This window comes from Flavobacterium sp. LS1R10, from assembly GCF_003968825.1.
Taxonomy (GTDB): Bacteria; Bacteroidota; Bacteroidia; order Flavobacteriales; family Flavobacteriaceae; genus Flavobacterium.
This window is the reverse complement of the sequence record NZ_RYDH01000008.1, coordinates 87,468-100,495: the sequence shown is the minus strand read 5'-3', so window position 1 is coordinate 100,495 and position 13,028 is coordinate 87,468. Positions and strand designations below refer to the sequence as shown.

Here is a 13,028-nt window from a genome sequence, read left to right as displayed (position 1 = left end):
CGTACGGACAAGTCGTGACTTGTCCGTACTTTTAAGCAGTGCCAAAGTTACAAAGTTTTCAAATAGATAAAAATAAAAAAAGCCTTCCATCTCGAAGTATCGGGAGGAAGGCTTTACTATAATTAAAAACAAGCTTTTATTATTTAGCGTGTTTAGCATATTTCGTTTTAAATTTATCAATACGTCCTGCAGTATCGATAAGTTTAGATTTACCGGTGTAAAAAGGGTGAGAAGTTCTGGAGATCTCCATTTTTACAACTGGATATTCAACTCCGTCAACTGTTAACGTTTCTCTTGTATCTGCAGTAGATTTAGTGATAAAAACATCTTCATTTGACATGTCTTTAAAAGCAACTAATCTGTAATTTTCTGGGTGTACACCTTTTTTCATCTTGTTATTCTTTTTTATTTGTTTGGCTATAAGTCATTTTGAAGCTTTTCTTCTGACAGAAAAGGTATAAATGTATTATAACTTTTTGTTTTTACACTATTATTTTGAGTCTGCAAATTTACAATTTTTTTCCAATAAACAAATCTTTGTCTCACTTTTTTTATATAATCGTAAAAAGTGATTTTTAGTCCCGAATATATTGGGAATTGTTATATTTGTAGATTAATTCTAAAACAACACATAATGATCAACGAAATAATTAAAAAAAACGGTGTAACCTACGGTGTAATTGCAGGAGTACTATTATCATTGATAACTGCTGTTATGTACGCTATAGATATCAAATTATTCATCGCATGGTGGACTACCCTTTTAAGCTTCTCTGTTTTTATAATCGTTCCTATCATAATGCTGTCAAAAACAAAAAAGGAATTAAATGGCATTCTTTCTTTTAAAGAGGCCTTTACTACCTATTTTATATCAGCAGTGGTTGCCGTTCTTATTTCTGTTGTTTTTAAAATCATTTTATTTAATTTTATTGATCCTTCCGTAAAGGAGACTCTTTTAGACTTAACCATAAAATATTTAATTAGTACGTCTGAACAGTTTGGGGTTCCGGCATCCTCATTGAATGAAACCGTTTCAAAATTAAGAGAAACGGATCCGTATTCGATCGTTGAACAATTAAAAGGATCTGTTTTCGTACTCTTTTTTTGTGCCATATTAGGATTAATCATGGCAGCATTCTTTAAAAGTAACACTACACAAGAATAAAAGTAATGAATTTATCTATACTCATACCGCTTCTTAATGAAGAGGAATCCCTTAATGAACTCTACCGCTGGATTATCAAAGTGATGCAATCTCATAATTATTCTTATGAAATCCTTTTTCTGGATGATGGAAGCACGGATAATTCCTGGACACTTATAGAAGGATTTGCCCAAGAGAACCCTCATGTAAAGGGAGTTCGTTTCATGAAAAATTTTGGAAAATCACAAGCGTTGCATGCTGGTTTTGCAAAAGCGCAGGGTGATGTAATTATCACCATGGACGCCGATTTACAAGATAGCCCGGAGGAAATTCCAGGTTTGTACGATATGATCACCAATGGCAAATATGATTTGGTTTCCGGATGGAAAAAGAAACGCTACGACTCCGTAGTGGCAAAAAACCTTCCGTCTAAATTATTCAATTGGGCTGCCAGAAAAACCTCTGGTGTAGCATTGAATGATTTCAATTGCGGATTGAAAGCTTATAAAAATGTTGTAGTAAAAAATATCGAAGTTTCGGGTGAAATGCACCGCTACATTCCGGTTTTGGCAAAAAATGCCGGTTTTGGAAAAATTGGTGAAAAAGTAGTGCAGCATCAAGCTAGAAAATACGGACAAACAAAATTTGGAATGGAACGTTTCATCAATGGTTTCCTGGATTTAATTACCATTTGGTTTCTTTCTCGTTTTGGAAAAAGACCGATGCATTTATTTGGCGCCATGGGATCATTGATGTTTATCATTGGGTTTATGCTTGCCGGATATATTGGTGTTTCCAAATTATACCACATGTACAATGACATGCGCTATAGCCTGGTAACGAATAATCCTTGGTTTTATATTGCGCTAACGACAATGGTTTTGGGAACACAATTGTTTTTAGCTGGCTTTCTGGGCGAAATTATTTTGCGAACAAAAAACAATGAGGAACGCTATAAAATTTCGAAAGAACTGAATTAACGAGATCAATCTTTTTGTATAATTATTTTTTTTTAAGGTCCCAAATTGTGACCTCAAACATTTAGAAGTTATAGAATTAAAAATTATACACAAAAAAATAGTGGAGATAAGAGAATTCAACGTGATGCTTGATTTTGGTTTAGCCTTGTTATACAATGTTGAAACACGCATTTTATAGCAAGTCGTACGAAGAAACCGCTCTCGATTCCCCAAAAATTTCATGTTTATGCTGACCGCAACTGAGACAAACTAATGGGTATCACAAGCTGTGATATCCTAAAAAAGCAATAATTAGTGTTGCTTTGCCTTTTGCGTTTACAGAACAAGGGATCGCAATGCTCTTGATTGTCTAAAAAAAAGCAATAGAAAATCAATTTGCTTTCGCCTGTTCGTCTTTCAGACTCGAGTCTGGATATTTACAACGTATTAAATTATTTGGTAAATAAAGGTAATACGGCTCAAAAGGATTCTGAACGAAATAGAATTGGGTACAAAAAATAATTTTTGAAAAAACGAGTACTAGCCCTGATAGCAATGGAAATCCTTTTTTGAGGTTTTTACCGAAAAAAAGATTGAAATGAATAGCAGAAAAAAGCTCCGAAAAATTTATAAAAATGGAAATTAAACGACACATTTTAGACGCCGTAAATGAATGGCTTACGCCAACATTTGATGCTGCGACTCAGGAAGCAATTACTGAATTGATGACTACATCACCAAAAGAGCTGGAGGAAAGTTTTTATAAAAACCTGGAATTTGGAACCGGCGGAATGCGCGGTGTCATGGGCGTAGGAAACAATCGGATCAATAAATATACGCTTGGGAAAAGCACGCAAGGTCTTTCGGATTATATGCACACTGTCTTTCCAAACCAGCCTTTGAAAGCGGTTATTGCTTATGATTGCCGTCACAATAGCGATACGTTGGCTAAGTTAGTTGCGAATGTTTTTAGTGCCAATGGGATTGAAGTGTACTTGTTCTCGGAGATGAGACCTACACCAGAATTATCCTTTGCGGTGAAACATTTGGGGTGCCAGTGTGGCATTGTGCTTACGGCATCACACAATCCGCCGGAATATAACGGATACAAAGTGTACTGGCAAGATGGTGGACAAATTGTGCCACCGGAAGATGAAGGAATTATTACTGTCATTGAAAATTTAAATTACAATCAGATCAAGTTTACTGCCAATGAAGATTTGATTCATTATATAGATACGGAAATTGATACGGCTTTTATCCAATCGACGGTCGAAAATGCTAGTTTTGGAACTTCGGCTGTAGCCAAAGAAAAGCTGAATATTGTATTTACTTCCTTGCACGGAACCTCTATAAAACTAGTTCCTGATACTTTGGCGCAAGCGGGGTATCCAAATGTGAATATCGTGGAAGAACAACGAGTACCCAATGGTGATTTCCCTACTGTGAAATCGCCAAATCCGGAGGAACCGGAAGCCTTGACCATGGCGTTAGCACTTGCCGATAAAGTAAATGCGGATATTGTTATTGGGACGGATCCTGATTGTGATCGTTTGGGAGTTGCCGTTAGAGACAATGAAGGTAAAATGACGTTGCTAAACGGGAATCAAACCATGATTTTGATGACTGCATTTTTATTGGAACAATGGAAAAAAGCAGGTAAAATTAACGGCAAACAATTTGTGGGCTCTACGATCGTTTCCACACCTATGATGATGGAATTAGCGACAAACTACGATGTAGAATGCAAAGTGGGTTTGACTGGTTTTAAATGGATTGCCAAAATGATTAAAGACTTTCCTGAATTGGAATTCATAGGTGGTGGTGAAGAAAGTTTTGGCTACATGGTGGGCGATGCGGTACGGGATAAAGATGCTGTTGCAGCTACTTTATTGATTTGCGAACTTGCAGCTCAGGCTAAAGCCAAAGGAAGTACGGTGTACAAAGAATTATTAACACTCTATGTTGATAACGGATTTTATAAAGAACACTTGGTTTCGTTGACTAAAAAAGGAATGGATGGTTTACAGGAAATCAATCAGATGATGATTGACATGAGGGAGAACCCACTGAAAGAGATCAACGGACAACGCGTGATTATGCTGGAAGATTACCAATCATCAATCGCTAAAAACCTTTTGGACGGATCCGAGTCTACAATGACCATTCCAAAATCGAACGTGTTGATTTATTACACGGAAGACGGGTCTAAAATTTGTGCCAGACCAAGCGGTACGGAACCAAAAATAAAATTCTACATCAGTGTAAATGCTGAACTATATTCAGTAGAAGATTTTCAGGAAGTAGAAACCGTATTGAACGAGAAAATTAAAAATATTATTATTGCAATGCAATTGAACTAATGGACAAAAATTTAATCAAATTAATTCCCTTTACAAAACCATACAAAACACATATTATCTGGAATGTGGTGTACAATATTTTGTATGCTTTATTTAGTACCATTTCAATGTTGACGCTGCTTCCAGTACTTCAGGTGCTTTTTGGCAAAGTCAAAACAGTAGAAAAAGAGCCAATATATACCGGAATAGGGAATATAAAAGACTACGGAACTGATCTTTTGTATTTTAAAATAACCGAATTAACAAAAGACAATAGTGCTCAGTTTGCGCTTTTATTAGTCGTTTCATTAGTCATTGTCACTTTTTTATTCAAAAATTTATTCAATTACCTCGCTTCGCATCACATCATGCACCTTAAAAATGGTGTATTACGCGATTTACGAAAATCAATGTATGATAAAATAGTTGAATTGCCCATATCCTATTATTCCGAAAAAAGAAAAGGAGACATTATGGCGCGAATGCTGGGCGATGTCAATGAGGTTCAAAACTCTTTTTTCTCAATACTGGAACTTATCGTAAAAGAACCATTAACGATTGTTTTTGCAATAGTCACCATGTTTTTCATAAGCGTTGAACTAACGTTTTTCGTTTTGATCTTTATTCCGATTTCGGGATTTATCATTTCAAAAATCGCTAAAAACTTGAGAGCACAATCTTTACAGGCACAAAAAGAAAGTGGTTTTCTGATTTCAATAGTTGATGAAAGCCTAGGTGGTTTAAAAGTGATTAAAAGCTATAATGCCGAACCTAATTTTAAAAACCGATTCAACGATTCGGTAACCCGATTATTGAATTTATCCAATAGTATAGGCGACAAAAATAATTTGGCAACGCCATTGAGCGAATTTTTAGGAATTACGACTATTGCTGCCTTGCTATGGTATGGTGGAAACTTAGTCTTAATTGACAAAACCCTTGAAGGTGCCGCTTTTATTGTTTTTCTTACGCTGGCCTTCAACATTCTTACTCCTGCCAAAGCCATTTCGAAAGCATCGTATGCCGTGAAAAATGGTTTAGCCGCTGCAGAACGAGTTTTTGAAGTTTTAGAAGTCGAAAACGAAATCACTTCAAAAGAAAATGCAATCGAAAAAAACACTTTCGATTCCAATATCACAATCAAAAACATTAACTTTAAATACGAAAAAGAGAATGTGTTGAAAGACTTTACTCTTGAAGTAAAAAAGGGTCAAACGGTGGCTCTTGTTGGGCAATCTGGGAGCGGAAAAAGTACCATTGCCAATTTGCTCACCCGTTTTTATGACACCAGTGAAGGCGAAATCACCATTGATGGAGTTAACATAAAAGATTTTAGTTTAAAATCGCTTCGGGGCTTGATGGGCTTGGTTACGCAGGACAGCATCTTGTTTAATGATACGATCAAAGCCAATGTTGCCCTGGGAAAATTAGACGCAACCGATGAGGAAATTATCGAAGCGTTGAAAATTGCCAATGCCTATGAATTTGTAAAAGATTTACCGTTAGGGATTCACACTAACATTGGCGACAGTGGAAACAAACTTTCCGGAGGTCAAAAACAACGTTTATCGATTGCCAGAGCCGTTTTGAAAAATCCACCAATTATGATTCTGGATGAGGCCACATCAGCATTGGACACCGAAAGCGAAAAATTCGTTCAAGTCGCTTTAGAGAACATGATGCAAAACCGAACTTCGATTGTGATTGCGCACCGACTATCAACCATTCAAAAAGCGGATAAAATTGTGGTGATGCAAAAAGGAAAAATAGTAGAACAAGGAACACATGACGAATTAATTGCTCTTGATGGAACCTATCATAAATTAGTGACGATGCAGTCATTCGAATAACTCTTGCGTCTTATGATACGCTGATGAAATGAATTTGCGACAGTAAAAACATGATTTTGACAGATTTTTAAATCTTTAAATTAAAAATGTACATTAATAATCCAAACATAAATCTTCCCGAGGACCCCAATACTGTTGTTTGGAAATACCTCGATTTATCTAAGTTTCTGGACTTGTTGTTGTCACAAAAACTATTTATGTCCCGATCCGATAAATTTGAAGATCAATACGAAGGCACTTTTAGCGAGCCTACTTTTGAGGAAATAAAAAAACTTTCTATTGACAATCCTGACTTTTTAAACTACTATAAAACACATCGGGAAAAAGTAGCGATTAGCAGCTGGCACATCAACGAGTATGAATCATTTGCTATGTGGCAAATTTTCACGCAAAACAGTGAAGGTTTAGCCATTCAATCTACGATTGGGCGTTTACAGCAAGCACTTGCTCCGGAAACAAATTTCAATCAATACATTGGGAAAGTAAATTATATTGATTACAAAAAAGAACACATCCCGTTTAATGATCTATTTTTTCCTTTTTTGTTCAAGCGAAAAAGTTTTCAATATGAAGGTGAAGTGCGCATCATCACGGACATTGGAGAAAGCGATATAAAAATTAATGATGGTTTAAAAATCAATGTAGACATCAATCAGTTAATTGAAAAAATATACATCCATCCCAAATCCGAAAACTGGTATAAAAACCTGGTCATTCAGTTAGTGAAACAACTGGGATTTAATTTTACCATTGAAAAATCAGACTTGGAAAGTGATATTTTGATCTAAAATCATTGCCTCTAAACGGGCTCATACCCAATTATTTTCCACTCTTTATTGGACAAATCGATATAGTAATAATTCACGACATCTTTTTTATCAAATTCACCATTTTTATTAGTGTCTTCAACGGTCCTAAAATACAAACGATTTTTGGAACCGATCAATTTCCAATCGATCAATTCCTGAAAATCGGGTGACATCTTTGTGAACTTCTTGCCGCTAATTTCACTTAAATACAAGGCCTTAATATCGCTTGTGTCTAGTTTTCCATCTTTATTAGTATCCACATCGACCATCGTATAGACCATAATCTGGTTATTGGTTTTGTCAGCAACGGACTTCAAATACGTCGCTGTTTGAATCAAAACAGGTTTGTCTGTCAATTTCCTGATGGAATCCGAATCTACTTTTTGAAATTTTAAATTTTGCAAAAAACCGGTGATTTCAAATTCACCATAATTAGAAATCGTAAAACTTAAATCATTTACACTCGAAGATCCATATCGCGCTTTAGTTCCTCTTTCACGGATACTTAAATCGGCCACAGGATGAATCAAATAATCCGTCCCTTCCATTTGCAATGGTAAGTCAGCAATTTGTATTTGAGTAGAATCCACTCGGGCAATTACCTTTGCTTTGCTCGTTCCATCGTAAGTTACTTTAGGTTTTTCAACCTCTTCTTTACAACTGGTCAAAAGCAGAACGGCTATTCCTATAAGAGTGATCTGTATTTTTTTCATGATGCTGTGCTTTAAAATTCAAATATAATCATTTTTAAAAAATGACAATCGTATTCCGTTGTCGATTTATCTAATTAAAATAGAGCCCGACTTTTATCTAAAATACGACATATCGCATACTACTATAATTTAGCACTCAATTTCACATTAAAAACTCTGGTAGTCATGTAATTAGGAATTGCATACTGATTTTTAGAATATACATCGCGAACCCAAGTATTCGTAATGGCATTTTGATTGTCAAAAAGATTAAAAATTTCCAATCCTACCGCCAACTCTTTAAAATCTTTAAACCAACCCGTATTCTTTTTTACTGTTGTGTTATCTATAAAAACTTTAGAAAAACCTACATCCACACGGCGGTAATCATTCAATCGGTTTTGGTATGCATAAGGATCTGCATAGGACGGCGAACCTCCCGGCAATCCCGTATTATACACTAAATTCAAATACAATTTAATACTTGGAATATTGGGCATATAATCCTGAAACAACAGACCAAATTTTAATCTCTGGTCTGTTGGTCTTGCGATAAAACCCTGGTTATTGCTATTTTCCTCTGTTTTCAAATACCCAAAACTAAACCATGATTCGGTTCCGGGAACAAATTCCCCGTTTAACCGAATGTCTACTCCTTGCGCGTACGCTGTAGCATTATTATTAGCGGCATACCTAATGCGCACATTGTCAATCGTATAGGTATTTACATCCGACAGTGATTTGTAATACAACTCAGATATTAGTTTGAAAGGGCGATTCCACATCGTGAAACTAAAATCATTCCCAATCACAAAATGAATGGATTGTTGCGCCTTGGTATTGGGCTGCACCAGTGCATCTGCATTTCTCAGTTCCCTGTAAAACGGAGGTTGATGGTATAAACCTCCGGAAAGTCTAAAGATCATATCGAGCTGCCAATCCGGCTTTATGGCAAATTGTGCTCTGGGACTAATCGTTATTTGGGATTTACCAATTATAGTAGCACCTGATACTTCCCATTGATGCATCCGGACTCCGGCATTATACCAAACTTCACTCCTGCCAATAGTGCTTTTCAAACTCCATTGGCCATAGCCTGAAAATCTATTGATCGAATTAAAATTAGTCGCACGAATGTCTTGGTAGGGCACTAACGGTCCTGTGTAAGGCGAGTAGGGCTGATCGTTTTTAGGCAAATCAATAACAGGTGGATTCAACGAGAAACCGGCTGAATCGATTACCTCCCACTCTATAATTCGATCCCGGATGGATTCTCTTGTATACTTTATTCCCCATTCAAATTGGCTTTCTTTCCAATCCTGAAATCCTTTTATTTCCGTATTAACAATCAGTGCATCTAAGTCATTTCTGGCATGATTGAGCTGGGAGCCAATTCCTCTTGTAAAAGCGACTTCGCCATAGGTTTCAGAACCAATACTGGAATCCACTTCGCCTAAGCGATATTGGGCAAAAATATCAAAATATTCTTGTTCTAAAGTATGAAAAACAGAACCAATAAATTTCAACGTAAAATTATCCGAAACGTTAAAGGTTGTTTTCACCGCGCCAAAATACGTGTCGTACTGATCCTTTTCCTGTCCTTCATAGAAAACAGAAAGACGCATTGGATTATCTATAGTTCCAAAATTAGTTTGTCTGGTTAATGGTTGATACTGGTATTTGTTTTGGGAAATATTACCTAAAAAACTCCATTGCCATTTCGCCGAAGCATTATAATTTATATTGGTTTGAATATCTGCAAAGGAAGGCGTGAAATTTGTTTGTGTTTCCTGGCTATTCACCAGAAGACTGTTGTTGCGGTAGCGGACTCCCGTAACCGCAGACCATTTTTTATCTTTGGAAACCAAATCTACAGAAAGGCTTCCGCCAAGAAGACTCGCTTCAAGGCTTGCGCCAAATTTAATCGGTTTTCGATACGTAATATCTAAAACCGAGGATAATTTATCTCCAAACTTCGCTTGAAAACCACCCGCTGAAAAATCAACATTTTGCACTAAATCCGTATTGGTAAAACTCAACCCTTCTTGTTGCCCCGACCGAATTAGAAACGGACGATAGACCTCAATTTCATTCACATAAACTAAATTCTCATCGTAATTACCACCGCGTACGGCGTATTGCGTACTCAATTCGTTATTTGAGTTTACTCCCGGCAATGTTTTCAAAATATTCTCGACACCGGCGTTAGCCCCAGGAATTTTTCGGATCATTTCTGGTTCAATTGTAGTAATTCCCTGGATCTGTTTTCTGTTATTTGTTGTTATAATAACTTCTCCCATTTGCTCCTTCCGATTCGTCATTACAGGGTTGAATTCTCTTTCCTCTTTTGGTTCCAATACAAAAGTCACCGTTATTTTCTTCAGCGAAACATGTGTAAAAACAAGCGTAACTTGTTTATTCTCAGGAACTTTTAGCACATAAAATCCATTTTGATTGGAGCTTGTTCCACTACCGGAATACGAAACATTTACGCTTGCCACAGGCTGGTTGTTTTCATCCAAAATCACCCCTTTGATCCTAGCCGTTTGGGCTACTGCAGTAAGGCTCAGAAGAAAAAAAAAGAATACAGGTAATAATCGATTCGTGCTCAAATGGTTTGGCTTTTATTATTTTTGACTTCTAAAAAAATGCGTTTCAAAGGTAGTTGAATTTCCTACATTATCCGTCACTACCACTTTTAAATCATTGGCGCCTTCAGCAACAATCCCATCACTAAAATAATGAGTAATTTTTCTGATTTTATTATCATATTCAAACAATACCCATTTTCCGTTCAAATACCCATTGTATGATTTGATGCCTGACAAATCATCGGATATAGAAAGCTGAATCGTTTTTTGTGTACTGATCCATTTTCCTTCTACAGGTGCATTCATGGTGATTTTAGGAGCAACGGTATCAGAAACCAAAGCATATTTGCCCAAAATTTTGACTTTGGTGCTAAATACGTTGTCTTTTCTATATGTTGGATTGTAATTTGTAGCTTTTCCGTCGATTCTGCCAATAAACATTTTCTCTCTTTGCAGTTCCGTAGCTTTTGTGTCTTCAATAGAAACAGTAAAATTACTATGGGCAGGAACGGTATCATCATGCAACCATAAAATGTCGTTTTTTACATCAAAATTCATATTAAAATCATCGTAAAATGTTCCCGCAGGAAAGAAAACTGACATGTTCTCTAAAGCAAAATTGCTATCTACGTTAGCGTTCACAAAATAATTTGACACCGCAGGTTCCGGGCTTATAACCGTTGGCAATAAATCATATTGAATAGGAATCGCTATTATTTTTTTGTTTCCAAAGAAATCCGACACTTCAATGCGATACAACGAAGCTAAATTTGGCGTTATTTGCAACACACCTTTATTTTCATCGGCTTGAATAATGCTCAAATTATACGGAGTTTTCATAAAAAGTTTCTGAACCCGTTGTTGCGTTTTTTTATATCTGGGATAATCAATCAAAGCATTAATGTAACGCATCTCATCAAAGGAATAGGTATTGAATTTATACCCGAAATTTGGTTTCCCATTATAAAAGGAGTGCACCTTGTACACTCCGTTAACATTAAACGAGACATCATCACTATCAGAAGCGGAAATACCAAAACCAATCACGCCATTTGCGGTTACTTTATCAGACAGGTATGTCCCATCTTTTTGTAACGAAACATTGAGGGCTATTGGTCGTTTGGAATGGTTAACTGTTGTTTTTGAATCTAAAGGGTACACGTAAACGGCTGAAACAATTGGTTTTTTAGTGTCTTTTAAATATGTATCGTAGCCAAAAAGCATGGGATTGATTATGAACTCCGTTTTGGAATCTCGAAATTCAAAATGCAGATGAGGACCTTGAGAAGATCCTGTATTACCAGAAAAAGCGATAACATCCCCGTTTTTAACCTGCATTTCATCGGGTTTAAAAAACATTTCAATTTCAAATGATTCCTCTTTATAATGGCTGTTTTTGATGTAGCTTTCAATGGCACCATTGGCCATTTTTAAATGCCCATAAACGGATGTAAAACCATTAGGATGATTAATATAAATTGTTTTTCCATTACCAAAAGTAGAAATTTTTATTCTGGACACATACCCATCGGCTACTGCATACACCTTGAAACCCTCCTTTTGCTGGGTTCTTAAATCAAATCCTGCATGAAAATGGTTGGGTCGTAATTCTCCAAAATTCCCTGACAATTGCATCGGAATGTCTAATGGAGACCTAAAATAATCTTTGGGATACTCCGCTTGCGCAAAAACAAAGTTGCAAAAAAATACTAAATAAAGAGAAAATTTCATTGTTTACATTTTTGCTAAGGTAAAAAAAAGTATGCAAAAACAGTTCTAAAAAAAAACAGTTCCTAATCAATTGTTTAACTGTTATTTAACTAAATAAATGCAAAAAAAATAATAAAATATTGCAAAATTAAAAAGGAATACTAACTTTGTATGATTATGTAATGAATTAGAATATATAATGAGTGCAATTGCAGAAATTATTGATACTCTTGAAAATAAAGTTGAAAAACTTTTCATAAAAATGAAAAGTTTGGAACAAAACAATCAAGATTTAAGAAACGAATTAACAAAAACTGCATCTATAATACTAACTCAATCACAACAGATTGAGGCCTTAAAAACGCAGTATGAAACACTCAAAGTAGCGAATGCATTACTAGGCAGTGACGATAATAAAAGAGATACCAAGTTTAAAATAAATTCATTAATTCGCGAAATTGATTATTGTATAGCCCAGCTATCAGACTAATAAAAGATATGGACGAAAAGCTTAAAATTAAAATATCAATTGCAGACAGAGTCTACCCGTTAACGGTTGATCTTTCACAGGAAGAAGGACTGAGAAGTGCTTCAAAAAAAATTGATAAAATGATAAAGCAATTTGAAGAAAACTATGCCGTTCGTGATAAGCAGGATGTTTTAGCAATGTGTGCCCTGCAATTTGCCTCACAAACGGAACAAAAACAAATTGATAATGCAATTGATGGAGAAGAAACCATTGAAAGAATTAAAAAAATCAATGCGGTTTTAGATCAATATCTCGACAAATAAACGTTCTTTACAAAAACTAAGATACTGCCTACATTAGTTCACATTTGGTAAACTCAACACTAACAATTTAGAATGAGCAAATCATCACTACTAAAGCATGCCACGCCCCGGCGAGGAAACTTGAACAGTGAGTTAGCTC

At 35.8% G+C, this 13,028-nt stretch carries 11 protein-coding genes; 7 read left to right on the top strand and 4 right to left on the bottom strand.

All coding sequences use genetic code 11. From position 1 onward, the window contains the following. Positions 1–139: 139 nt before the first annotated feature. Entirely contained in the window at positions 140–391 is a 252-nt protein-coding gene (locus tag EKL96_RS13345) for a type B 50S ribosomal protein L31 (RefSeq protein WP_126454388.1), read from the bottom strand. Between the two features lie 243 nt (positions 392–634). Here EKL96_RS13345 and EKL96_RS13340 point away from each other — a divergent pair, with 243 nt between their 5' ends. From EKL96_RS13340 to EKL96_RS13320, 5 genes are all read left to right on the top strand, one after another. Beyond that, positions 635–1,165 (top strand): DUF4199 domain-containing protein, encoded by a 531-nt coding sequence (locus EKL96_RS13340; RefSeq protein ID WP_126463204.1) that lies wholly within the window; start codon positions 635–637, stop codon positions 1,163–1,165. A 5-nt stretch (positions 1,166–1,170) separates the two neighbouring features. Then, positions 1,171–2,124: a glycosyltransferase family 2 protein gene (locus EKL96_RS13335; RefSeq protein WP_126463202.1), complete on the top strand. Its 954-nt coding sequence runs from the start codon at positions 1,171–1,173 to the stop codon at positions 2,122–2,124. A 614-nt stretch (positions 2,125–2,738) separates the two neighbouring features. Continuing rightward, complete coding sequence (locus tag EKL96_RS13330) at positions 2,739–4,466, top strand: phospho-sugar mutase (protein ID WP_126463200.1); 1,728 nt, start codon at positions 2,739–2,741, stop codon at positions 4,464–4,466. Further along, on the top strand, positions 4,466–6,295 hold the full coding sequence (locus EKL96_RS13325; RefSeq protein WP_126463198.1) for an ABC transporter ATP-binding protein: 1,830 nt from the start codon (positions 4,466–4,468) through the stop codon (positions 6,293–6,295). Before EKL96_RS13330 ends, EKL96_RS13325 begins: the two co-directional genes overlap by 1 nt. Before the next feature lie 86 nt (positions 6,296–6,381). Then, positions 6,382–7,083 carry a hypothetical protein gene (locus EKL96_RS13320; RefSeq protein ID WP_126463196.1) on the top strand — a complete coding sequence of 234 codons (702 nt, stop codon included), beginning with the start codon at positions 6,382–6,384 and terminating at the stop codon, positions 7,081–7,083. A gap of 11 nt (positions 7,084–7,094) precedes the next feature. Here EKL96_RS13320 and EKL96_RS13315 read toward each other — a convergent pair whose 3' ends face one another. The 3 genes from EKL96_RS13315 to EKL96_RS13305 all read right to left on the bottom strand — a co-directional run bounded on the left by EKL96_RS13315 (position 7,095) and on the right by EKL96_RS13305 (position 12,118). Beyond that, positions 7,095–7,817: a hypothetical protein gene (locus EKL96_RS13315; RefSeq protein ID WP_126463194.1), complete on the bottom strand. Its 723-nt coding sequence runs from the start codon at positions 7,815–7,817 to the stop codon at positions 7,095–7,097. Positions 7,818–7,939: 122 nt separating this feature from the next. Continuing rightward, positions 7,940–10,408 (bottom strand): carboxypeptidase-like regulatory domain-containing protein, encoded by a 2,469-nt coding sequence (locus EKL96_RS13310; RefSeq protein ID WP_233579314.1) that lies wholly within the window; start codon positions 10,406–10,408, stop codon positions 7,940–7,942. A gap of 15 nt (positions 10,409–10,423) precedes the next feature. Then, positions 10,424–12,118: a M23 family metallopeptidase gene (locus EKL96_RS13305; RefSeq protein ID WP_126463192.1), complete on the bottom strand. Its 1,695-nt coding sequence runs from the start codon at positions 12,116–12,118 to the stop codon at positions 10,424–10,426. Positions 12,119–12,296: 178 nt separating this feature from the next. Here EKL96_RS13305 and EKL96_RS13300 point away from each other — a divergent pair, with 178 nt between their 5' ends. Next, positions 12,297–12,587 (top strand): hypothetical protein, encoded by a 291-nt coding sequence (locus EKL96_RS13300; protein ID WP_126463190.1) that lies wholly within the window; start codon positions 12,297–12,299, stop codon positions 12,585–12,587. Positions 12,588–12,595: 8 nt separating this feature from the next. Then, the gene (locus tag EKL96_RS13295; protein ID WP_126463188.1) at positions 12,596–12,889 is read left to right on the top strand and encodes a cell division protein ZapA; all 294 of its coding nucleotides are present in this window, start codon (positions 12,596–12,598) and stop codon (positions 12,887–12,889) included. The last annotated feature ends 139 nt before the right edge of the window (positions 12,890–13,028 follow it).

Bases quoted from the DNA above. Each gene is read 5' to 3' on its own strand.
- EKL96_RS13305 (WP_126463192.1), bottom strand. From the start codon at position 12,118: ATGAAATTTTCTCTTTATTTAGTATTTTTTTGCAACTTTGTTTTTGCG.
- EKL96_RS13340 (WP_126463204.1), top strand. From the start codon at position 635: ATGATCAACGAAATAATTAAAAAAAACGGTGTAACCTACGGTGTAATT.
- EKL96_RS13335 (WP_126463202.1), top strand. From the start codon at position 1,171: ATGAATTTATCTATACTCATACCGCTTCTTAATGAAGAGGAATCCCTT.
- EKL96_RS13320 (WP_126463196.1), top strand. From the start codon at position 6,382: ATGTACATTAATAATCCAAACATAAATCTTCCCGAGGACCCCAATACT.
- EKL96_RS13295 (WP_126463188.1), top strand. From the start codon at position 12,596: ATGGACGAAAAGCTTAAAATTAAAATATCAATTGCAGACAGAGTCTAC.
- EKL96_RS13330 (WP_126463200.1), top strand. From the start codon at position 2,739: ATGGAAATTAAACGACACATTTTAGACGCCGTAAATGAATGGCTTACG.
- EKL96_RS13325 (WP_126463198.1), top strand. From the start codon at position 4,466: ATGGACAAAAATTTAATCAAATTAATTCCCTTTACAAAACCATACAAA.
- EKL96_RS13315 (WP_126463194.1), bottom strand. From the start codon at position 7,817: ATGAAAAAAATACAGATCACTCTTATAGGAATAGCCGTTCTGCTTTTG.
- EKL96_RS13345 (WP_126454388.1), bottom strand. From the start codon at position 391: ATGAAAAAAGGTGTACACCCAGAAAATTACAGATTAGTTGCTTTTAAA.
- EKL96_RS13300 (WP_126463190.1), top strand. From the start codon at position 12,297: ATGAGTGCAATTGCAGAAATTATTGATACTCTTGAAAATAAAGTTGAA.